Annotated in this window: 20 protein-coding genes and 2 pseudogenes; 21 read left to right on the top strand and 1 reads right to left on the bottom strand. The window is 58.7% G+C overall.

What is annotated here, in order from left to right; genetic code table 11:
* Positions 1-79 precede the first annotated feature (79 nt).
* The 19 genes and pseudogenes from AC1DT6_RS35300 (at position 80) to can (ending at position 17,788) form a co-directional block, all read left to right on the top strand.
* A complete protein-coding gene (locus AC1DT6_RS35300) occupies positions 80-748 on the top strand; it encodes an RraA family protein (RefSeq protein ID WP_441632321.1) in 669 nt (222 codons plus the stop codon).
* The gene (locus AC1DT6_RS35295; RefSeq protein ID WP_441632319.1) at positions 745-1,401 is read left to right on the top strand and encodes an RraA family protein; all 657 of its coding nucleotides are present in this window, start codon (positions 745-747) and stop codon (positions 1,399-1,401) included. Before AC1DT6_RS35300 ends, AC1DT6_RS35295 begins: the two co-directional genes overlap by 4 nt.
* Positions 1,401-2,615 carry a pyridoxal phosphate-dependent aminotransferase gene (locus AC1DT6_RS35290; RefSeq protein WP_477115347.1) on the top strand — a complete coding sequence of 405 codons (1,215 nt, stop codon included), beginning with the start codon at positions 1,401-1,403 and terminating at the stop codon, positions 2,613-2,615. Before AC1DT6_RS35295 ends, AC1DT6_RS35290 begins: the two co-directional genes overlap by 1 nt.
* 97 nt (positions 2,616-2,712) lie before the next feature.
* A complete protein-coding gene (locus tag AC1DT6_RS35285; RefSeq protein WP_441632315.1) occupies positions 2,713-3,690 on the top strand; it encodes a Bug family tripartite tricarboxylate transporter substrate binding protein in 978 nt (325 codons plus the stop codon).
* 33 nt (positions 3,691-3,723) lie between these two features.
* On the top strand, positions 3,724-4,542 hold the full coding sequence (locus AC1DT6_RS35280; RefSeq protein ID WP_441632354.1) for an alpha/beta fold hydrolase: 819 nt from the start codon (positions 3,724-3,726) through the stop codon (positions 4,540-4,542).
* Positions 4,543-4,599: 57 nt separating this feature from the next.
* Complete coding sequence (locus tag AC1DT6_RS35275; RefSeq protein ID WP_441632313.1) at positions 4,600-5,508, top strand: LysR family transcriptional regulator; 909 nt, start codon at positions 4,600-4,602, stop codon at positions 5,506-5,508.
* Positions 5,509-5,820: 312 nt separating this feature from the next.
* Positions 5,821-6,468 (top strand): hypothetical protein, encoded by a 648-nt coding sequence (locus tag AC1DT6_RS35270; RefSeq protein WP_441632311.1) that lies wholly within the window; start codon positions 5,821-5,823, stop codon positions 6,466-6,468.
* Positions 6,468-7,793, top strand: a complete 1,326-nt coding sequence (locus AC1DT6_RS35265; protein WP_441632310.1) for an MFS transporter — start codon at positions 6,468-6,470, stop codon at positions 7,791-7,793. The genes AC1DT6_RS35270 and AC1DT6_RS35265 overlap by 1 nt, the downstream gene beginning before the upstream one ends.
* Positions 7,794-7,856: 63 nt before the next feature.
* Positions 7,857-8,558 carry a 5-oxoprolinase subunit PxpB gene (gene pxpB, locus AC1DT6_RS35260; protein ID WP_441632308.1) on the top strand — a complete coding sequence of 234 codons (702 nt, stop codon included), beginning with the start codon at positions 7,857-7,859 and terminating at the stop codon, positions 8,556-8,558.
* Positions 8,555-9,538: a 5-oxoprolinase subunit C family protein gene (locus tag AC1DT6_RS35255; protein WP_441632306.1), complete on the top strand. Its 984-nt coding sequence runs from the start codon at positions 8,555-8,557 to the stop codon at positions 9,536-9,538. Before pxpB ends, AC1DT6_RS35255 begins: the two co-directional genes overlap by 4 nt.
* 38 nt (positions 9,539-9,576) lie before the next feature.
* On the top strand, positions 9,577-10,353 hold the full coding sequence (locus tag AC1DT6_RS35250) for a LamB/YcsF family protein (protein WP_441632304.1): 777 nt from the start codon (positions 9,577-9,579) through the stop codon (positions 10,351-10,353).
* 7 nt (positions 10,354-10,360) lie between these two features.
* Entirely contained in the window at positions 10,361-10,834 is a 474-nt protein-coding gene (gene accB, locus AC1DT6_RS35245) for an acetyl-CoA carboxylase biotin carboxyl carrier protein (protein WP_441632302.1), read from the top strand.
* Positions 10,827-11,657: pseudogene (locus tag AC1DT6_RS35240) on the top strand (ATP-binding protein); the annotation flags it as partial. The gene accB and the pseudogene AC1DT6_RS35240, both read left to right, overlap by 8 nt.
* Positions 11,658-11,936: 279 nt before the next feature.
* On the top strand, positions 11,937-13,490 hold the full coding sequence (istA, locus tag AC1DT6_RS35235; protein WP_477115346.1) for an IS21 family transposase: 1,554 nt from the start codon (positions 11,937-11,939) through the stop codon (positions 13,488-13,490).
* 8 nt (positions 13,491-13,498) lie between these two features.
* Positions 13,499-14,254: an IS21-like element helper ATPase IstB gene (gene istB, locus AC1DT6_RS35230; RefSeq protein WP_477115345.1), complete on the top strand. Its 756-nt coding sequence runs from the start codon at positions 13,499-13,501 to the stop codon at positions 14,252-14,254.
* Between the two features lie 90 nt (positions 14,255-14,344).
* Positions 14,345-14,908, top strand: a pseudogene (locus AC1DT6_RS35225) (ATP-binding protein); the annotation flags it as partial.
* Positions 14,898-15,311, top strand: a complete 414-nt coding sequence (locus AC1DT6_RS35220) for a hypothetical protein (RefSeq protein ID WP_441632298.1) — start codon at positions 14,898-14,900, stop codon at positions 15,309-15,311. The pseudogene AC1DT6_RS35225 and the gene AC1DT6_RS35220, both read left to right, overlap by 11 nt.
* 51 nt (positions 15,312-15,362) lie before the next feature.
* Positions 15,363-16,334, top strand: coding sequence for a Bug family tripartite tricarboxylate transporter substrate binding protein (locus tag AC1DT6_RS35215; RefSeq protein ID WP_441632296.1), 972 nt, complete (start codon positions 15,363-15,365; stop codon positions 16,332-16,334).
* Positions 16,335-17,029: 695 nt separating this feature from the next.
* Positions 17,030-17,788: a carbonate dehydratase gene (can, locus tag AC1DT6_RS35210; protein ID WP_441632294.1), complete on the top strand. Its 759-nt coding sequence runs from the start codon at positions 17,030-17,032 to the stop codon at positions 17,786-17,788.
* Between the two features lie 426 nt (positions 17,789-18,214).
* On the opposite strand, the gene AC1DT6_RS35205 is transcribed toward can, so the two are convergent.
* Positions 18,215-18,538, bottom strand: coding sequence for an H-NS histone family protein (locus AC1DT6_RS35205; protein ID WP_441632292.1), 324 nt, complete (start codon positions 18,536-18,538; stop codon positions 18,215-18,217).
* Between the two features lie 385 nt (positions 18,539-18,923).
* On the opposite strand from AC1DT6_RS35205, the gene ligD reads away from it, so the two are divergent.
* Together ligD and ku are read left to right on the top strand one after the other, a co-directional pair.
* Complete coding sequence (gene ligD / locus AC1DT6_RS35200; RefSeq protein WP_441632290.1) at positions 18,924-21,431, top strand: DNA ligase D; 2,508 nt, start codon at positions 18,924-18,926, stop codon at positions 21,429-21,431.
* Positions 21,432-21,494: 63 nt separating this feature from the next.
* The gene (gene ku / locus AC1DT6_RS35195; RefSeq protein ID WP_477102890.1) at positions 21,495-22,409 is read left to right on the top strand and encodes a non-homologous end joining protein Ku; all 915 of its coding nucleotides are present in this window, start codon (positions 21,495-21,497) and stop codon (positions 22,407-22,409) included.
* The last annotated feature ends 358 nt before the right edge of the window (positions 22,410-22,767 follow it).

The raw sequence follows: 22,767 nt of genomic DNA, 5'->3' as shown, positions 1-22,767 counted from the left end.
AGGTTACTGGATTCGGAATTTACATTTGTAACTCTAGCGCCGACAGTATGAACATGGCAACCCCACACACTCTCTCATCATGAGTACTCCTTCACTGCTGGACCGCCTGGCATCGCTCGACACCAATACGGTTTCGGATGCCCTCGACTTCCTCAATCTCCCCGGTGCGACCTTTGGCATTCGCCCGCTTTGGGACTGCCCCAAGATTGTGGGTCGCGCGAGCACGATACAACTTGGMCCCAAAACTGATGCCAAACCTACCGTGCATCTCATCACGCCGGTAGTCGCCCAGATTCAGACTGATGACCGCATTCTGGTAATCGCCGGCGGCATCGATGGCATCTCTTGCTGGGGTGACATCCTGGCCAACGCGGCGGCAGCGAAGAAGGTGCGGGGCTCCGTCATTGACGGTGTTAGTCGCGACATTGAAGGTAGCGAATCCATCGGATACCCCGTATTCGGCCGCGGCGTCACGATGATTAGCGCGCGCAACCGCGTGGTGCAGGTCGACTCCGGCAAGCCCGTCAAGTTCGCGGGTGTGGTGGTCAGCGAGGACGACTATGTCATCGCGGACCGTTGCGGCACCGTCTTCGTCCCCGCGAGCCGAATCGAAGAAGTGCTCGACTTGGGCGAGCGCATTGCGCGTCGTCAGGACGGCATGGTGCAGGCCGTGCGTTCTGGACGCTCTGTCGAGGAAGTCATGCACGACAAGGAATTCGAAGCCATCAACAGCAAGGAAGCAAAATGACTGACAAGGAACTGGTAGCCCTTTTCGAGGGCCTCGACACCCCTGGCGTATCTGACGCGATGGACCGCCTCGGACTTCCCGGTCAATGCCTGGATATTTCCCCTCTGGACAACTACCGCAAGCCTGTGGTCGGCCCCGCCTTCACTGTCAAGTACGTGTCGGCTAGCACGCCTCCAGGTACTGTCGGTGACTTCATCGACGACGTGCAACCCGGCGACATCGTCGTCATCGACAACGACGGCCGCACCGATTGCACGGTGTGGGGCGACATCATGACGCAGTACGCAGGCGCCCGCGGCATCGCCGGAACCGTGATTGACGGCGTTTGCCGCGACGTGACCAAGGCGCTCGGCGACGGCTATCCGCTCTTTACGCGTGGTCGATTCATGCGTACCGGCAAGGACCGCGTGCAGGTTGAATCCGTGAACACGCCCGTGTCTGTGGGAACCGCCCGCGTTTGTGCTCGCGACATCGTCGTGGCAGACGCCAATGGCGTTGTCGTTATCCCGCGTGAGCGTGCAAAGGAAGTCGCTGAACTTGCACGCAAGATTGAGGTCGTCGAATCGCAGATTCGCGAGCACATTGCCAACGGCAAGACGCTGGGTGAAGCCCGTGAAGCTCTTGGCTACCACACCTTGCAGAGGAAGGCGTGATGGGAGCCGAGCAACAGCGCTTAAACGTGAATCTTGCCAACGCCCAGCCGTCGGCCACATACCGCATGATGGACCGCGTCGCCGCCAAGCGTGCGGCCGGTGCGAAAATCATCTCCCTGAGTGCCGGAGAGCCCGATTTCGACACGCCGGGTCACATTTGTGAGGCGGCTATCGGCGCCATTCGTAGCGGCTATACTCGCTACACTCAGGTCGCCGGACTGCGCGCCTTGCGGGAAGCAATCGCCGAGAAGTTCAATCGCGAGAACGGACTCGATGTCAGTTGGCAAGACACCATCGTCTGTTCGGGCGGCAAGCAGGTCATCTACAACGCCCTCGCCGCCACGTTGAACACCGGTGACGAGGTCATCGTTCCCGCTCCGTACTGGGTGAGCTATCCCGAGATGGTTCAGCTGTGTGGAGCCACTCCGGTGGTGGTACAGTGCAGTGCCGACGTGGGCTTCAAACTGACGCCTGACGCGTTGACCAAGGCTATCACGCCTCAGACGCGCTGGCTGATTCTCAACTCCCCGTCGAATCCGACCGGCGCCGTCTACTCGCAAGCAGAACTGGCCGGGCTGGCAGAAGTGCTGCTGGCTCATCCCCACGTACTGGTGCTGTCTGACGACATCTACGAGCACCTGACCTTCGACGGTGAAAAGTTCCATACGATAGCCCAAGTGGAGCCGCGCCTCCAAGACCGGACGCTGACGATGAATGGCGTATCCAAGGCGTATGCCATGACGGGCTGGCGCATCGGCTTCGGTACCGGGCCGGCATGGTTGCTCGAGGCGATGGAGAAGCTGCAAGGCCAGCAAACCTCTGGTGCGTCCTCAATCTCGCAGCACGCTGCGCTCGCCGCTTTGCAAGGCCCTCAGGATTTCATCTGCGACTCGAAGGCCGTATTTCAGGCGCGGCGAGACATGATGGTGGACCTGCTGAACAATACGCCGGGACTGAGCTGTGCTGTACCGGGCGGTGCGTTCTACGCGTTTGCATCTTGCGAAGGTCTGCTAGGCAAAACCACGCCCGCCGACACGCTGCTCCGCACGGACGAGGATGTTGCCCTCGCCCTGCTTGAAGAAGCCAATGTCGCCGTGGTGCACGGGTCGGCCTTCGGGCTCGGCCCATACATCCGCATCGCATACGCGCTGGACAACGATTCGCTGCGTAAGGCCTGCGAAGCCATTCATCGGTTCTGCCTGTCTCTTAAGTGAGATTGGAAGTAGGGTCAGCAACATCGCTGCCCCTACGTCGCGACACGACAATACAATCGTGCCGGCCGAACGGTCGCACCGATTGGAGGAGACCGTTATGCTGCAATTCTCAAACATCGCAAAACTTCTGGTCGCGGCCCTTTCCGTGTGCGCCACTGTCTCAGCAGCACACGCTGAAGACCGCTGGCCCAGCAAGCCCATTTCTCTCATCGTTCCCTATGCCCCCGGTGGCACCTCGGATGTGCTCGCGCGCATCCTTGCCGCAAAGCTTCACGACAAGCTCGGCCAAACCTTTGTCGTTGAGAACAAGCCCGGAGCGGGTGGCAACATCGGCACGAACCTGGTTGCCAAGGCGAAGCCGGACGGGTATACGTTCCTGGTCGGCTCCAGCGGTCCGATTGTTATCGCTGGCGCCCTGTATCCCAAGCTGCCCTATAGGCCTGAGACGGACTTCACTCCTGTCTCTCCGCTGGCCAAGGCCAGCTTTGTTGTCGCGGTGAACGCCAAGTCCGGCCTTAACTCGATTCAGGACATCATCAGCAAGGGCAAGACCGGCCAGCTTTCGTACGGTTCTGCTGGCTCCGGTTCGCCGCAGCACATTATTGGTGAGATGTTCAACGTGGAAGCCAAGACTAGGTTGCAGCACATCCCCTACAAGGGTTCCGGTCCCCTGCTGAACGACCTGGTGGGAGGGCAAGTTGCACTGGCCTTCGAGAACCCACTTCCCATCATGCCTCAGGTGAAGGCAGGCAATATCAAGGTACTCGCCATTACCAGCGCCGAGCGCTCCCCCTTGTTCCCGGATATCCCCACACTCGCAGAGTCAGGTGTTAAGGGCTTTGATGCTCAGCCTTGGTACGGAATGCTTGCCCCAGCCGGCCTACCCAGCGATATCACAGAGAAGATGAACAATGCAGTCCAATCGGTCCTGGCATCTCCCGGGGTCGTGGCACAGCTGAAAGGCCAAGGTGCGGAGCCCTTGACGATGAAACCCACCCAGTTCCGTACTTTGATTGGCTCAGATATTCGAAGGTGGTCAGAGGCTGTAAAGCTGTCTGGGGCAACGGTCGACTGAACCTTCTGAGAATCAAGACAACAACATCCAATGATGACAATGAACAGAGACACTCGAAAAGAAACTGTATCGCTTGAGGTCGAGGGCGTGGCGCTTAAGGTCGCTGCCATTAGTCGTCAGGGCGAGCTTGTACCTATCGTGTTCTTGCACGGGTTCGGCTCGACGAAAGAGGACTACGCCGACATCGCCGTCAACCGAGCACTCGCTGGCCGTCCGTTCCTGGCCTACGACGCTCCGGGTTGTGGAGAGACTTCCTGCGGCGACCTTCGGAAGGTCTCTGTCCCCTTCCTGGTCGAGACGGCCAAAGCAATGGTTGCTCATGCGGGCATCGACCGCTTTCATTTGGTCGGGCATTCCATGGGTGGACTCACGGCGTTGATGCTCGCGAATGAGTTGCGGGACCGAGTATTGAGCTTCGTTGACATTGAGGGCAACGTCGCACCGGAAGACTGCTTCCTGAGCAGGCAGATTATGGACTTCCCCACCGAAGACCCTCAAGCGTTCTTCAACGACTTCATCGACCGAAACTGGCACTCCTCTCAGTACTCTTCACCGCTTTACGCCGCAAGCCTCCGTCACAAGGTCCGCGCGCAGGCGGTGTCCGGCATCTTCACGTCGATGGTGCACCTGTCGGACCACGGCGACCTCATGGGCAAGTTCTTGTCGTTACCTTTCCCGAGGATGTTCATGTACGGTGAACAGAATAGTTATCTGACGTACTTGCCGCTTTTGGCCAAGTCCGGCGTCGAACTCGCAGAAATCAGCGATTGTGGCCACTTTCCGATGTACTCTAATCCGGTGGAGATGTGGCGGCGCATCGATGCGTTCGTAACAAGTGCTGAGCGCCGCTGACATTGCCGTAGCGCCGGAATGTAGTTGCAGCGGCATGAAACCGAGCTTTGTACTCACATGAACACTCGCTTTCTTGAGAGCTTCATCCTTGTCGTGCAGTTGGGTAGCTTTCGCGCCGCTGCCGAAAAGCTCCACATCACCCAAGCTACGATTTCCAATCGTATTGCATCACTGGAGGAAGAAATCGGCGCCCGAGTTTTCTCCCGAGATGCTGGGGACTTGCGCCTGACCCCGGTAGGCATGAGGCTGATTCCGCTTGGCGAGCGGGTAATCGAGATGCAGAAGTACATCATGCAGCTCGGACAGTCAGACCAGAACGTGCTCGGCAGCGTTCGCATCGGTGCAATTGATACCGTGGTCCACACTTGGCTCGTGAGCTTCATCGAGCATCTCCAATCATCCTATCCGGGAATTGAAGTTCAGCTGAGTTCTGAGTCCACCGACCGACTGAACAAGAGTCTTCGCGACGGGGATGTCGATATTGCTCTCCAGACCGACCAGCTGGCCGGAGATGGTGTAGTTAGCACGACCTGCCTCCCAATGCGGATTGGATGGGTTGGGCCTGGCAATAAAGGCGAGCGTAAGGTAGACGTCCGAGAGCTGCTTACCCAACCAGTGGTCACAATGAGCCGTGGCTCTCAGCCTTACCTTGTGCTCAAGGACGTGTATCGGCGCGCCGGTGTGCCAATGGGAAAGGTGCATTGTGTTAATTCGATAGCTGCGCTTGCTCGACTGGTGCGGTGCGGTTTTGGAAACGCGTTAATACCACTGCCGCCGGTACGCGAGGAGGTTGTCAGGGGTGAGCTGCGGATTATCGAAACTGACATGCCGCTCCCGCCTCAGGGCCTGATTGTCAGCTATTTGGAAAGCCGCGTATCCGACGCCATCAAACTTGTCGCCGAATTGGCTTGCCAGGAAGCAGACCGATTTATGCGCTCAATGCCTGCACCATTCTCCCCACATTGATGCAGACTCACCCATCCGCACGCAGCATTTCTTAGTTCCTGGAGCACCTTGAACACCTAGGGATTACCCCACCACTCAATACTCCGAATAAATCGAAGTCTTCCATGGCTCGATAAAGATAGGGATTACCCTCGCCCGCAAAAGCTCCAGAAGGCACTCGATGCACCAAAAACGCCCTCTTTTCGACCGCTCTGGTGCATCAACCCTTAAGGGTCGAAAGAAAGTCTATTAGGTAGTCGAAAAAATTCCCGTTTGTGCCTCACTACGCCGTCTTAGTAGCATTCAAATTAGCAAAACGAGCGAGGTGAGGAAATGGCAGAGAATAAATTTGGCATTCTTTTTGTCGCATCGGATATTAGCCCCGATGATGAAATAGATTTTAACGCCTGGTATGACAGAGAACATATTGAAGAGCGAGTCCGGATGGAAGGGGTTATCTCGGCGGCTCGTTATATTTCGGTAACTGGTCGCCCGAAATATCTGGGCCTGTATTGGGCGGAATCGATTTCAGTATTTGCTTCACCGGCATATTCCCATGCATTCAAGAACCAGACTCCCTGGTCCATGAAAATACTGCCGAAAATGCTCCTCCCAACGCGCCGGATTGGCGACGTTTCCGCAGACGTCGGTCAAGGCAGTGGAGGTTGGGTCGCAGTGCTCCCGTTGAATGCCCCCACTCCTGACGTGGAAGGGAAGTGCAAAAACGTGGGGGCCCTCCTTGCGGAAGACAGTGCTTTCGTCCGCTCATACCTCATCAGCCCGAATGACGAGCTCAGCCGCCCGCTCCCCCTTGAGGACCTTGCGACGCGCAAGATGCGTCCGCTCTACATCATCGAAAGCAGCAACTCCGCTTCGAACGAAGCTGCTTTGCGCCATGCCATCGAAGCCCTTCCCTGTTCGCCAGCCGATGCAGCCCGCTATCAGCTGACGTGGAAGCTGTCTCGCGAGGAGTTGAAGTAATGGACAACGCAACGATTTTTTCGCCAACAGGCGAGTCAGCCCATGTTGCGGCCCCGCGTCAAAAGATGCGGCGCCTCGCTGCCGCGAGTTCAATTGGTACGACCCTGGAATGGTACGACTTCACGGTCTACAACCTCATGGCGGCACTCGTCTTCAACAGCGTGTTCTTTCCGTCGGTGGACCCGTTGTCTGGAACCATCCTGGCCTTCTCGACCTACGCCGTCGGATACCTGTCACGGCCTTTCGGCGGCATTGTCTTCGGCCACCTCGGTGACAAGCTCGGCCGACGCTTCGTCCTGGTCGCCACGTTGGTGCTGATGGGTGCGTCGACCGGCCTCATGGGCATGTTGCCCACCTATGAAGTCTGGGGCACTTGGAGTCCCATCCTGCTGGTCGCGCTTCGTTTCCTCCAGGGCGTGTCGATTGGCGGCGAATGGGCGGGCGCCGTGCTGCTTTCGATGGAGCATGGCAGCCAGGAACAACGTGGGTGCAATGCATCTTTCGCCCAGGTTGGCCCTGCCTGTGGCACGTTGCTAGGTGCGGGCTTCATTACCTTCTTCACCTACTTCCTTCCCACCGAAGCGTTCCACGCTTGGGGTTGGCGGATTCCTTTCCTTTCAAGTGTTTTCCTCGTTGCATTCGGTCTGTGGCTGCGCCGCGGCGTGGACGAGACGCCGATGTTCGAGCAGCTCGAGCGGGGCCATAGCAAAGCCAAAATGCCGCTGAAGGAAGTCCTCCACAGCTACGGGCGGCGTCTGCTGATTGCGGGTGGCGTGAGAATCGGCTCCGACATTGTCTACGGCCTGCTCGTGGTTTTCACGCTCACTTACGTGACGACGGTGCTCAATCTGCCTCGCTCTCTGGCACTGACCGCAACCATGCTCGGCGCTGCTCTCCATGCAGTTTCGGTGCCACTCTTCGGCGCGCTCAGCGACAAGCTCGGCCGGAGAATTGTGTATGGGGCGGGCGCCGTGTTGTCGATTGGCTGGGCGTTTGCATATTTTCCGCTGATGAACACCCTCGACCCGGCGAACATCTGTATCGCAGTCGTAGTTGGCATGTTGTTCCAGGCCATGATGTACGGTCCACAAGCTGCCTTTGTGACGGAACAGTTCCCGACGCGTGTCCGGTATGCGGGAGCATCGCTGGCAGCGACGCTGGGCGGCATCATCGGCGGGGGATTTGCGCCCCTCGTCTTCGCCAGCCTCTACAAGACATATCAGTCGTCCACCACCCTCTCGCTCTACATCGGAGCCGGCCTGCTGGTCACTTTGGCCAGCCTCCTTGCAGCCAAGGAGACGGCTCACAAGCCGCTGGAACACTGACCAGTCCCGGCCGCTGCGTCACTGCGCGGCCGGACCCTGAATCGCAATCGGTATCTTTCAAGCATGACGCTCACACTGGAACTGGCAGAGCCCGACAACACCATCGCTGCCCGCATTCACGCCGCAGGCTCCGGCGCGCTCCTGCTCGACGCGTCCACCGGCGCTTTCGACAAAGACATCCAGTCACTCCTGCTTTCACTGGCCAGCAAGCTGCGTCAGCGCTTAGGGAAGGCTACGCCTCATGAGGTGGTACTCGGCGTCAATAACCTCCTCCTGACATTCGACCCGCTCCAGCTTCACCCACGTAAAGCGGAAGCGCTGATGCGCCAGCTATGGGAGTCCGCAACGCCAACGCACCGCTCCGGCAGGCATTTCGACATCTCCGTCACCTACGGCGGCGAGTATGGCGAGGACTTAAAGGACCTCGCAGAAGGCGCGGCACTCACCATAGACGAGTATGTCCTTCGGCATAGCTCAGCGGTCTACACCGTTGCGTGCGTTGGCTCAATGCCCGGATTCGCATACATGACGGGACTTCCTGAAGAGCTTTCAGTGCCGCGTCGAAGCTCGCCACGCATGAAGGTCCAGAAGGGCTCAGTGATTGTGGGCGGCAGCCAGGCCGGCGTCATGCCATGCACAGCGCCGTCAGGCTGGCACCTCATCGGCATCGCCGACCGAGAGATGTTTGACGCAACCAAGGACAGTCCGTGCTTACTCGCGCCCGGGGACACGGTCAGGTTCGGCATCAAGGAGATTGCGGCGTGATAGAGATTCTTTCGAACGGCGCTCCAAACGTAGTGCAGGACCTGGGACGCTACGGATGCATGAGTTACGGCGTCAGCCGCAGCGGCGCCATGGACCCTTTCGCCCTATCAATCGGTAACGCGCTGGTAGGAAATGACCGTGGGGAAGCGGGCATCGAAATCAACCTGTTCCCATTTCGCGTCAAGTTCCACGAGGATACACGTTTTGCCGTGACAGGCGCTGACGCCAAGGCGAGCCTGGATGAACAGCGCCTCGCGCTATGGTGGGGTCGAACAGCTTCGGCGGGGCAGACCCTCGTCATCGAGCGCCCCCGGCGCGGGACCCGAGCCTATTTGACTATTGGTGGCGGCATGAACGTCAAACCAATCATGGGCTCGAAGTCAACTGACCTGAAAGGCGCCTTTGGTGGTGCTTCGGGTCGCGGCTTGATGCGCGGGGACCGCCTGGAGGTGGGCACTGAGCAATCGGCTTCGGACCGTCCTTGGAAGGTCGGGCTCGGCGTGGTTCCTAAGGGCTTGCTCGAATATTGGGATGAACTGAGCACAAACTGCATCTCCGTCCGTGTACTCCCTGCAGCTGAATTCGAGCGGTTCACGCCCGAGTCGCAGACGGCCTTCCTGCGAGATGAGTTCAAGGTGACACCAGACGCAAATCGTGTTGGATATCGACTCAACGGACCGATGCTGAATCAATCGCAACACGTCGAACTGCTCTCTCATGGCATCGTCGCGGGGACCATTCAGGTCCCCCCATCGGGTCAAGCCATCGTCCAGCTTGCAGAAGCCAATACGTGCGGCGGCTACCCGAAGATTGCCACTGTGATTGAAGCCGACTTGTGGAAGCTATCGCAAGCTCCTATCGGTTGCGGAATTCGATTCGAACTCACAGACATTGATACCGCCGTAGCCGCACTTCAAACGAGACGCGACGAAGAACTACGCATCAGGGACACCCTGGCAATGATGTCTGGGCGCGCCTAGCTAGCCGCCTCCCAAACCTCAACAAGGAACCGAGAATCATGAGCACACAAAATAGAGCCATCGAAGTAGACCTCAATTCCGATATGGGTGAGGGTTTCGGCGCCTACCGGATGGGCGATGATGCTGCCATCCTCGAGATTGTCACCTCGGCCAATGTCGCTTGTGGATTGCACGCGGGCGACCCGGAAATCATGGCGAAGACTTTCGCGCTGGCAAAGGCTCGTGGCGTCGCCGTGGGTGCCCATCCTGGCTTCCCCGACCTGTGGGGCTTCGGTCGTCGCGTCATTCCTTTCACGCACGGCGAAATTGAACGTCTGGTTGCGTATCAGATTGGCGCGGCGCAAGCGCTGTCGCGATATGCTGACCACCCCATTACCTACGTCAAGGCACACGGTGCACTCGGAAACCTGACGCAGGCTGACGAAGCCGTCGCAAAAGCCATTGCACGTGCAATCAAGGCGGTCGACCCGAGCCTTACCTGCATGACTTTCGCTGGCGCTGCTATGGAGCGTGTGGCTTCCGAGATGGGGTTGGCTGTGCGGCGCGAGGTCTTCGCCGACCGTGCATATACCGAGGAAGGGAACCTGGTACATCGCTCCGTGCCCGGCGCAGTGCTACACGACGGCGACGAAGCGGCAGCCCGCATGCTGCGGATGGTCCGGGCCGGCGCCATTGAAACTACTTCCGGGAAGCTTCTCCCCGTCCAGATTGACACCATCTGCGTCCATAGCGACACGCCCGGTGCCATCCAGATGGCGGCGAAAGTCCGTAGCACGCTCGAGGGCGCGGGCATCGTGGTTAAGTCATTCAGCTGAGGAACACATGGACCTGAAGTTCGTGCAAACGCTGCTCGACGTCCTTGAAAGCTCAACGGCGCTCAGCGAAATCGAATATGGCGACGGGCAGCGACAGGTGAAGCTGAAGAGGCGCTCATCACGCCCTAGCCCCACCGCTGAGACGTCCGAACAACTTGTGACGGAGCGGGCGCCTGCGTTGGCGGAAGAGGCCGCCGTCGCCGAGGCCCCCACCGCGACGGCCACTCGAAATAGTGTAATTGCGGGGATGATTGGCACCTTCTATCGCTCTCCTGCCCCAAACCAACCCTCGTTCGTGTCGGTTGGTGACACCGTCGAGGAAGGCCAAACCTTGGCAATCGTGGAAGCAATGAAGCTGCTCAACCCGATTGAATCCGACCGTGCAGGACGGATTGCGGAGATTCTCGTCGCCGACGGCGCGGCGGTCTCTGCCGACACACCGCTTTTCGTCATCGAGGACCTGGAGGCAGCCCATGTTTGATACTGTCCTCATAGCGAACCGTGGTGAAATTGCACTGAGAATTCAGCGTGCTTGTCGCAAACTCGGACTCAAGACGGTAGCGRCTCACTCCGAGGCGGATGCCACGCTTCGACATGTCGCATTGGCGGACAAAGCGATATGCATCGGCCCTGCTCCATCGTCGAAGAGCTACCTGAATCACCAAGAGATTCTTCTCGCCGCGAAGGCAACAGGCGCGGGAGCCGTGCATCCTGGATATGGCTTCCTCTCCGAGAATGGCTCGTTTGCTGCTGCAGTCGAGAGCGCCGGGCTTGTTTTTGTGGGACCGACCTCTGAATCCATCCGGCTAATGGGTGACAAGGTGAGCGCCAAGCAGGCCATGGCAAAAGCTGGTGTTCCCTGCGTTCCGGGCTCAGATGGTCCACTGTCAGAAGAACCAGACCGCATTGTTGACCTCGCAGAGCGAGTCGGCTACCCGCTTATTGTCAAGGCGGCGGGCGGTGGTGGCGGTAGAGGTATGCGCGTGGTTGATAGCCCGGCTGAGCTCCTGAATGCTGTGGCCATGACGCGCGAGGAGGCTGGCCGCGCATTTGGAAATCCCACCGTGTACCTTGAGCGGTACCTCAAGACGCCTCGCCATGTCGAGATACAAATTCTTGCTGACACACATGGAAATGCCATCTGGCTAGGAGAGCGCGACTGCTCTACCCAGCGAAGGCACCAGAAGCTGATTGAGGAGTCTCCAGCGCCAGGAATCGACCGAAGCGATATAGCACGAATTGGAGAGCTCTGTACTCAAGCGTGCTTGCAAATTGGATACCGCGGCGCCGGCACGTTTGCGTATTTCGGGGCCCGTGATCAGCGATTTCGGCGCAACGTGATCACCTGTTTCGGCCGGAAGGTGATCGCCGGTTTCGGCTGAACGTGATCACTTTGGCGGCGACGCCGAAATCGGTGATCACGATCCCGAAACGAGTGATCACGTTGCCGAAATAGCTGATCAAGCAGCCGAAACGGGTGATCATGCGCCGAAATGGCGCCGGGCAAGGGCTGGGGGTGGTACTGCGCATGGGCTAGATCGCCGGCGATACGCTGTTTCCTTTTTTTGCAAGGAAGCAAGCTGATGCCGGCCAACCGGATGACCATGCGCAAGATCAAGGAAGTGCTTCGCCTGAAGTGGGCGTGTGGCCTGTCGCACCGGCAGATTRCCAGGGCTACGGGTGTGAGTGTTGGCGCTGTCTCGCAGTACGCGGCGATGGCGAAGGCGTCGGGACTGGATTGGCCGCTGGCAGACAGTCTTGACGAGGATGCGCTGGAGCAGCGGCTGTTTGGCGCGCAGAAGCCGGCCAACAGCGCGGGCGGTCGAGTGACACCGGACTTCGCCTACCTGCATCGCGAGTTGCGCCGCAAGGGCGTGACGTTGCAGTTGCTGTGGGAGGAATACCTGGAAGCGAATTCAGGTGTCCCAATCTACCAGTACACACAGTTCTGCTGTCGCTACCGGGACTGGGCGGCGATGCTCAAGCGATCCATGCGCCAGCATCACAATGCCGGCGAGAAGCTGTTCGCGGACTTCGCTGGTCCTATGGTTCCGGTTCTCAACCCGGAAGGCGGCACGACCTTCGAGGCCAGTATCTTCGTCGCCGTGCTGGGCGCGTCGAACTACACCTACGCGTGCGCCACCCGCGGTCAGACTACTGCCGACTGGATCGGAGGCATGGTTTGCGCGATGGAGTTCATCGGCGGCGTGCCGGAATTGCTGGTGCCGGACAATCCGCGAGCGCTGGTCGCTCGGCCGGACCGATATGAGCCTGTGCTATCCCGAACCGCAGAGGACTTCGTTCATCACTACAGCACGGCCATGCTGCCGGCGCGGCCACGTAAGCCCCAAGACAAGGCCAAGGTCGAAACCGGCGTGTTGATCGTCGAGCGTTGGATTCTGGCACGGCTGCGCAACCACCGCTTCTACAGCTTGGCCGAGCTCAATAAGGCCATCAAGAAGCTCGTCGCCGACCTGAACAGCCGCCCCTTCAAGAAGTTGCCTGGCACGCGACGGGAATGGTTCGAGCGGCTGGACCGCCCGGTGCTGCGCCCGCTGCCGGAGCGACGCTATGAGGTGGCGACGTTCAAGCAGTGCCGGGTCAACATCGACTATCACATCGAGATCGACGGCCACTACTACAGCGTGCCACATGCCCTGGTTCGCAAGGCCGTGGAGGCTCGCATAACGCGCCACACCATCGAGATCCTGTCCGGCGGCAAGCGCGTGGCGCTGCACGCGCGCAATACCCGCAAGGGTAGCCACAGCACGGTTAAGGACCACATGCCCGCAGCGCACCGCGCCCACCTTGAATGGACGCCGGGCCGGCTGCTCAACTGGGCGGCTTCGATTGGCCCTAGTGTCGCTGTCATCGTCGAATACCAACTCACCAGCAGAAGTCACCCCGAAATGGGCTACCGCGCCTGTCTGGGCCTGCTCAGCCTCGCCAAGAAATACGGTAAGGACCGGTTGGAGGCTGCCTGCGCTCGAGCCGTCGCCATCGGTTCCCTCACTCGCAAGTCGGTGATCTCCATCCTCGAAAACCATCTGGACCGGCAAGCCACTCTGCCGGGACCGCAGTCCGAGTGGCATTCCCCCATGCATGACAACGTGCGTGGCCCTGACTACTACCATTAGGAAAATACATGCTGATGCAACACACCGTTGGCCAACTCAAGGCGCTCAAGCTGGATGGGATGGCCCGAGCCTTCGAGGAACAGTCCGCTCTGACCGCCAGCACCAGCCTGCCGTTCGAGGAGCGCTTCTCGATGCTGGTCGATCGCGAGATCGCCTGGCGCGACACCCGGCGGCTAGAGCGGCTGCTGCGCGCGGCCAAGCTCAAGCATACCCAAGCGTGCGTTGAGGATGTGATCTATGACGGCAGCCGGGGACTTGACCAGCGGCTCGTCGCCACCCTGGCCAGTTGCGACTGGATCCGTAATGCACAGAGCCTGATCCTGACCGGGCCGACAGGCGCTGGCAAGTCCTGGCTGGCTTGCGCCTTCGGTCAGCAGGCCTGTCGGCAAGGGTTCTCGGTGCTCTATCTGCGGGTGCCGCGGTTGTTCGAAGAACTGCAGATCGCCCACGGCGATGGCAGCTTTACCCGGCGCTTGGCGCAACTGGCCCGTGTCGATGTCCTGATCCTTGACGATTGGGGCCTGCAGGAGCCTTCCGAGAGCGCCCGCGGTGATCTGCTGGAAGTCCTCGACGACCGTGTCGGCACGCGTTCGACCATCGTGACCAGCCAGTTACCCATCGAGCATTGGCACCAATGGCTCAATGACCCGACGCTCGCCGACGCCATCCTGGACCGGCTAGTTCACCAGGCCCACAAGGTGCCGCTCAAGGGCGAGTCGATGCGCAAGCGGACATCGACAGATAGCAAGAAGCGGGGATCGTGATCACCTACGCTACAATCTCCTGACCGCGCAGTACCACCTTCCTTCCCTGATCACGTTCACCGAAACGGTCGATCACCTTCACCGAAATCCGCAGGCACGTTCGAGTTCTTATACGAGAACGGCGAGTTCTTCTTTATTGAGATGAACACCCGCCTTCAGGTGGAGCATCCAGTGACCGAGCTCGTCACCGGCATTGACATCGTCGCCGAGCAGCTGCGCGTTGCGCTGGGTGAAAAGCTTGGTATCACGCAGAGCGATGTCTCTTTTTCCGGTCATGCCATCGAGTGCCGTATCAACGCTGAGCATCCGTGGAAATTCACGCCGTGCCCAGGAAAAATCCTCGACTGGATTGTCCCGGGCGGGCCAGGTGTTCGCGTTGAGTCACATGTTTACCCTGGGTATGTCGTGCCGCCGCATTACGACTCGCTCATTGCGAAACTCCTGGTGCATGGAGCCACTCGTGAAGAAGCCATCGCGCGGATGAGGGCCGCCCTTGACGAGATGCACGTTGACGGGATTCAAACAACCGCCCCATTGCACCGCAAATTGATGGACGAGCCAACCTTTGGCAACGGGGGCGCCGACATCCACTATCTCGAGAGGCTGATATCGCATTGGGACGCAGCTTCAAAGGAAGGCAGCCATGAAGACTGAAGAGATTGCCTCGCTGGTCGCCGGTCTGGAGCGAGCCGGGGCTTCCGAGTTGTCGTATAGCGATGGCACTCAAACCTTGACTCTGCGCTTCGCCGAGGCGGCCGGACAAGCTGCGCATCCAGTTGAGGAGCCCGTGAAGACGAATGTGCTCATCAAGCCCTCGCTTACGAAGCACAAGGATATTCTTTCGAGCGCAACTGGCGCATTCAGTCGGGTGCATCCGCTCGCTGCTGATGCATTTTCCGATGCAGTCAGGCAGGGAGACCATGTGGGCTACCTGACAATTGACTCGGTCTTGAGTGCCATCATCGCCCCGGCAGACGGGAGGACTGGGAACCAGCTTGTGGATGATGGCAAGACAGTTGGGTACGGCGATGCCGTTCTCGAACTCCACAGCGCGTAGTCCGCCTTTACCTCGCACCCTTAGCTTACACTCCCCTGAAAAGACGACGCCATGAAGCGCCTTACCACTGCCCTAGTTGCCGCAATATCGCTTCTCATCGCACCGGCCTTCGCCAGTGCCGCCGACTATCCCAACAAACCAATCCGCGTACTGGTTCCCTATCCGCCTGGGGGCTCTACAGACGGCGTGGCCCGCCTGATTGGCCAGAAGCTTGCGACCAAACTCGGCCAGGCAGTTGTGGTCGACAATCGTCCTGGCGCTAGCGAAGCTATCGCCGCAGGCGCGGTGGCAAAGTCGGTACCGGATGGGTACACGTTGCTTTTCGCGACGATGACTGGCTTATCTGTCAATCCAAGCCTGTACAGCAAACTGAGCTACGACCCGGCAAAGGATTTCGCGCCAATCATCCAGGTCACCTCGATTCCAAGCGTGGTGGTGGTCAATCCCAGCGTGCCCGTCAGCTCAATGTCTGACCTAGCTCGCTACCTGAAGAGTCGCCCCTCTTCCGACGGTTACGCATCGGCTGGGAATGGCACGCCGAGCCATCTCGGCATGGAACTGTACAAAAAGGCGACTAACACGAACATTGTTCATGTTCCGTACAAGGGAGGTGCCCCGGCGCTACAGGACCTGATGGCGGGGCAGGTGCAAATCATGATGGCGCTGGCGCCTGAAGCGATGCCGCTTGTGAAGGGCGGCAAGCTCAAAGCGCTAGCCATTACGACATCAAAGCGGGCAGCAGCATATCCGGAACTCCCGACCGTGTCTGAGAACGGCTTGCCAGGTTTCGAAATGATTTTTTGGCAGGCGCTGGTCGCACCAGCAGGAACGCCCAAGGAAGTCACAGCCAAGCTGAACAAGGCTATCAACGAGATTCTGGCCGACCCCGAGATTAAGCGTCGTCTTGTTGAAATGGACCTTGAGCCTGCAGGAGGCAGCCAGGAAGCATTAGAAAGTCTGATGCGCACCCAGGCAGGAAAGTGGAAGAAAGTAGTTCTGGACGCCGGCATCAAACTCGATTGATGCATTCTTCCACCGGGCACGTGGTGGGGGGATACGGCGCTCAGCGAGTATGTGGCGTCGTTCCTTCAAGGGCCAACAGGTGCAATGCTCGTCACAGGCACCACCTTGGGGTCCTGCTTGTGGATGCCTCCAGTACATCCGAATTACGTATGCATTCAATACGCAATTCGGAATGTACATACAAAGCAAAGTCACGGAAACTTCCGGACGAGCTTTTCCGGACACTCAAAAGGTGTGGGAAGAATCCTTTGGATGGCGTGAGCGATGGGATTTCTGAAACACAGAAGTCCGAGGGGCGGTGTCGGGTGGGACGCCAGCTGTTCGCTCCGCCAGCTGTTCCATGTTCATGGCCTTTGCGACAGCCAGCAGTTGCACCAGCTGACGCTCCAACTTTCCGCGTCTCGCAAGGAAATGGCGCGCATGAGTTGCGCAGGCTCGTCATCGCCCAGTGTGTGCGCACGTCGCGCGGTGGTCCCTCGCGTGCATCAGTCCTGATGCACAACATCCCCCCTTCTCGGCGACCGCGTCAAACGCCCTGTCTTTGCCCAAAGTAACGATTCATTGCCAGCGACCGCTATCGGTTCCATACGTCTAGCGTATGAATGGCTTCCATCCTTCGGAATTTACAGGTCGCAACGTTTAGACGACAGTAAAGCCGTGACCAATCTCCGGTATCGCCCCGCTACCCAGCGACGATGCCACACTGGAAAGGTTTAGTGATGAACCACGCAGCCAAGGGAAGGCTGAAGCTGGACCTGGACAGCCTCCTAGAGAACAATCGCCAATGGGCAGCCGAGGTCGAAGATAGACGCCCAGGCTTCTTTCATTCGCTCATGCGGCAGCAAGCGCCCCAGTGGCTCTGGATTGGCTGCGCTGACAGCCGTGTTCCCGCGAATGAGCTCGTTGGCCTGCTGCCAGGAGAGCTGTTCGTGCATCGGAATATCGCGAATGTCGTCGCACATTCGGATTTGAACTGTCTCTCAGTATTGCAGTACGCGGTCGACATGCTCAAGGTCCAGGATGTCACGGTCGTTGGGCATTCTGGCTGCGGCGGTGTACGCGCCGCTCTCGATGGGATGCGCATTGGCCTTGCCGACAACTGGGTGAGACACATTCGGGATGTTGTCGAGAAGCACTCTTTGTGGCTCCAGACGCTAGCACCAGAGGTTAGATTCGACGCCACGTGCCGGCTTAACGTTCTTGAACAGGCCAGGAACCTCTGCTTGACGACGGTGCTACAAGACGCGTGGGCACGGGGTCAGACAGTCGCCGTGCATGGCCTCTTTTATGGGCTTCATGACGGACTACTAAAAAGTCTTGCTCTTACTGTACGGTCCTCAGACGAGGTGGACTGGATGTATGCACGGGCTGTGGCCGAATTGAAGTCAACGCACGCCTCATGCTTCGCCTCACAGCAGTGTGAGTGTGTGGCGTCCGCGCAGGTTCTCCCATGACAAAGCACGTAGTCGCATGCACCAAGATTGAAGCGCTTCACATCGTCGGGCGACGTGCCGCGGATGAACTGGAGCTTGACTATGAAACGGCTTGACGTAGTAGAGCTTTGCAGGCTTGACATGAGGCACGACATCCGCGTGAGCACAAGAGGTTCTGAATACGTCTTGGTGGGCTCGCCTTCTTCTCTCTTTGCCGGCCCATTACGGGCCAAAGTGGACATGCCGTTGCTCACAAAGGCGGTGCTGCAAAGCCTAACGACGCCGGCCCAAGGTCAGGAAGCCGCGAAATGTCGGAGACGCCAGTCAGCACGGCTAAGTCGTATAAGCAAAAAGCCCTTCGTCCCAGCGAAGAGCTCTCTTGCGTCCAGACCTCTCAGTCAATACGGCGTAAGGCATTCGGCAGCAGTTCGTACTGCCGCGTGGGGCTCACGCTTCTGGAATCAGAAATTTGACGCGATTCTTACCGAGCCAAGCCGGCGCACGGCCACGGCCAGTCCAAGTTGCACCCGTCTTGGGGTCTTGATACTTAGGCGGCAAGGATGATTTGGATTTTGCCGGAGCCTTAGCTGCCGCGCCTGCCGCGGGACGGCCACGGCGACGCTTTGGAGCGATGTCATCGGCAGTCAACTCATACTGCGCCATCAGGGCTTGAATCTGCTCGATAACACCAGCGACCTCTGTTGCACGTACTTCGATGAGCTGAGCCTCAATCTTTTCTTTTTCCGCCAGCAGTTGTTTGTATGTCGCCATTGTCTTTCTCCGTTTCTATAGTAACTCCAGCATCCTACATTATTTCCAAAATTGCAACTCACAACAACGGCCTTTCGACTTCCTGCACCAATCAATCAGTGCAGAAAGTCGCAGACGCCTTTAATTCGCCCGTCTACCGGTCGATACTCGTGGCGGTGCACGTGGCTTCCGTTGTGCTGCAATATCTATTGTCGCGACCTGAGCACGTCGAACAATTCCGCCTGCGCCGGTGCGGACCGCCGGATGAAGGGCTAGTTCAACTCCGTAGCGCCGATGCCGAGGATGGCCGACAAGGTCGTCGTTCTGGCGGTGGTGGGTCGGTATCGCACTGATTACATTCTTTGCCTGGGTTGGCGGCCCGCTCGGACTCGCCGTAGACTGGGCCATGGCCGCTGACCGTATCCGCCCTCCGCTCTCCCAGTATGAGCAGAAGCGTGACTTCAATGTCACGCCCGAGCCTGCTTCTCAGGTTTCCGGCCACTCGACGCCGGTCAAAGGCCTCTCTTTCGTCATCCAAAAGCACTGGGCAGGCCGTCTCCACTATGACTTTCGCCTTGAGCTCGATGGAGTCTTACTGAGTTGGGCTGTTCCCAAGGGTCCAAGCTTCGACCCGCAGCAAAAACGGATGGCCATCCACGTCGAAGACCATCCCCTCGACTATGCAAACTTTGAGGGCACCATTCCGCCAAAACAGTATGGCGCAGGCGTGGTTCTCGTGTGGGACCGTGGAACCTGGGAGCCGACAGGCGACCCACACGTGGGAATGAAAGACGGAAAACTCATCTTCCAGCTCCACGGGGAAAAGCTCGCCGGCCTGTGGGAGCTGGTGCGCATCTCCAAGCCTGAAGACAAGCAAGACTCGTGGATGCTATTCAAGAAGCGCGATGAGTGGGCAAAGCCGCTCGCCGAGTATGACGTCGTCAAGGCGCTGCCTGACAGCGTCATCGACAGACCGCTAGGACTGGTCGAGCAGCGCGAGCCGAAAACGTCTTTCGCGAATCCGCCCACCGCGGTATCAACAATCGACTTGTCGCTTGCTGCCAAAGCCGACCTGCCCGCGAAGCTAGGGCCACAGCTAGCCACCTTAGCAACCTCGCTGCCGAAAGGCGATGACTGGATAGTCGAGACGAAGTTCGACGGCTATCGCATGATGGCGCGCATCGACAAGGGACGAGTCCGCTTGTTCACGAGAGGCGGCCATGACTGGACCAATAAACTGAAGAGTCTCGCTGCCGAAGTAGAAAAATTGGGCATCACAAGCGCTTGGCTCGATGGAGAGCTCGTGGTCATCAAGGACGGACTCCCTGACTTCAATGCTTTGCAGAACGCTATGGACGGGGCTCGCAATGAAAACATCGTCTACTTCCTTTTCGATATTCCATATTGGGACGGCCAAGACCTCCGAAAGGTGCCCCTGACCTCCCGGAAAGCGCTCCTGGAGCAGCTCATCGGCGAGCCCACCGAGCGGATTCGAACCAGCCAGCGTTTCGACGCGCCGCCGGCGCAGGTTTTCAAGGCCGCATGCAAATTGGGGCTAGAGGGCTTGATGTTCAAGCGGCAAGACGCACCGTATGTGTCGACACGAACGCAAACGTGGCTCAAGGCGAAATGCACACTCTGCCAAGAATTCGTCATCTGCGGTTTCACAGACCGAAGCGGAGCGCCCCAGGAAGTCGGTAGCCTACTGGTGGGTTACCACGAGGATGGCAAGCTCCGCTATGCCGGCAAAGTCGGCACAGGTTGGGATGCCAAGACCGGCCGAGACCTGTGGACCCGCTTGACCGCAATTGAAGTTCCTTCTGCGCCGTTTGACGCCAAAGCCGTTAAGCCCGGGCGCTGGTCAAAGCGCACTGCGGGCAGCGAGCATTGGGTCCAGCCGCTGCTGGTGGCAGAGGTTGCCTTCGCCGAGTGGACGCCTGACGGTCACGTGCGACAAGCCTCGTTCAAAGGTTTGCGTACTGACAAACCGGCAAGCCAAATCACCCGGGAAGCGGCCAAGACCGCAGCTTCAGCGCCGGCACCCAGCTTGGTGAAGGTGACCCACCCTGAACGGGTCATCGACCCGTCGACGGGGCTCACCAAGCTCGACTTGGTTCGCTACTACGAAAGCGTAGCCGACTGGATGCTGCCCCACCTAAAGGACCGCCCACTATCGATGCTGCGCGCGCCCAATGGCATCACCGAAGAACTGTTTTTTCAAAAACACCCTGAGAGCAAGATGCCGGGGCTCAAAGAACACGACCCCGCCTTGTGGCCGGGCCACGCTGCTCTGCTCACCGTCGACAACCTGGACGCGCTTGTATCTGCTGCTCAGATGAATGTTGTGGAGTTCCACACCTGGAACTCTATGGCCAAGCGTCTCAACAAGCCTGACAGGGTCATCTTCGACCTGGACCCTGGCGAAGACCTGAAGTGGCCGCACATGCAGGAAGCGGCACTCCTTGTCCACACGCTACTGACTGAACTTGGGCTCAAAGCCTGGCTGAAAACCAGCGGCGGGAAAGGCTTGCACGTAGTGGTGCCGCTGTCGCCAAGGCTTGACTACGATACCGTGAAGGGATTCTCCCGGGCATTTGTTCAACACATTGCCATAACCATCCCCCAAAGGTTTTCTGCTACGTCCGGGCCCGCCAATCGTAAGGGGAAAGTTTTCGTCGATTACCTGCGCAACGGGATGGGCCAGACGACCGTGGCAGCCTTCTCTGCCCGGGCCCGCCCTGGCTTGGGGGTGTCCATGCCAGTGACGTGGGAGCAGCTTATGTCGCTGAAAAGTGGCGCGCAATGGACTGTCGTGACAGCGCGCGAGTACCTTAGCTTCCAAACCGAGGACCCATGGAGTGGCTATTGGTCGACGCGGCAGTCATTGACGACAGCACTTAAGCGGCTAAGCTGACCTTAGCGCGCGTGCGCTTGCCTCAGTTGCTCAGTGCAACAGTGTCGAGGCGTGGAGGATAGTATGCCGGCCCGTTCCATCGCATCGTTGTCCCTTTCCTTCGGCTTGGTTTCCATACCGGTCAAGCTATACACCGCCACGGAGAGTGAGAGCGCCGTCAAGTTCAACTACATGTGCAAGGACGGCTCCCGTGCCAAGCAACAGTACATTTCGGAGAAGACCGGTCAGGTGGTTGAGCGTGCTGACCTGCAGAAGGGCTATGAGTTTGATAAGGACCGCTATGTCCTATTCTCGCCGGAAGAGCTAAAGGCGTTGGAGGAAAGCGCAAGCCATGTCGTCGAAATCGTGGCGTTCATTCCGGAGAAGACAGTCGACCCACTGTTCTATGACAAGGCGTACTTCGTCGCGCCCGACAAGCGGGGCGGCAAGCCCTATAACTTGCTGAAGGACGCCATGCTGAAGAGCGGCCGCTGCGCGCTGGCAAAGTGGGCGTCAAAAGGGAAGACGCATAGGGTGCAGATTCGCCCGGCAGAGGACGGCTTGGTGTTCCAGCAGTTGCTGTTCGCCGATGAAGTCCGGTCAATGAAAGACCTGCACATCGAACAGGTCGAGGTTTCCGACGCCGAGTTGAATCTTGCGCTGCAAATTATCGACCAGGCTGCAGAGGATAGCTACGAGCCAACGCAATACGAGGACGAAGAGAAGAAGCGCATCCTTCAGGCCATCGACGCGAAGATTGCAGGCAAACAGATTGTGTCGCCCGAACAAGTCGAGGTGTCGGCCAGCGGCCAAGTTATTGACCTGATGGAAGCGCTGCGAGCAAGCTTGGCTAAGGGTGGCAGAAAAGCCAAGCCTCCAGCGGCCAAGGCCAAAGCGCCTGTCGAGGAAGCCGCGAACCTCATAACGAAGGAGCGCAAGGGCGCGAAGCGCGCGGAGAATGTCCCTGAAGCACCCTCGCGAGTACGAACTCGGAAGTGACGGGTCCCGACTTGGAACATCACTACTCTTTTCGAGGTTTCCTTCGCGCCAGCCTTCACCAAGATACTCCGCTCACCGCAAAGCTGGCGGCGCCCGGTTGTCTTCGAACAGATGGCGACATTTCCTGGCCGCTTAACGGTCGTCCGCGCTACTAAGGACACTGTCGTTCCGGCCACCATCGGCGAGCCGCTCATTGCGAACGCTAGGGAAATGCTGAATAAATCGGTTCGCGAGTCATCGCGACATAGGATGAGTGCGTTGTCATAAGCATGCCCTTGAGTCAGGTCCGGAGATGAAGCGACAGATCAGTTTTGCGGAAGCGGAAAGCCACGGTAAGAAGTAAGAAGCGCGTGACGCG

This window comes from Cupriavidus sp. 01L45 (genome assembly GCF_056399885.1).
This window is presented reverse-complemented; position numbering and strand designations above follow the sequence as displayed.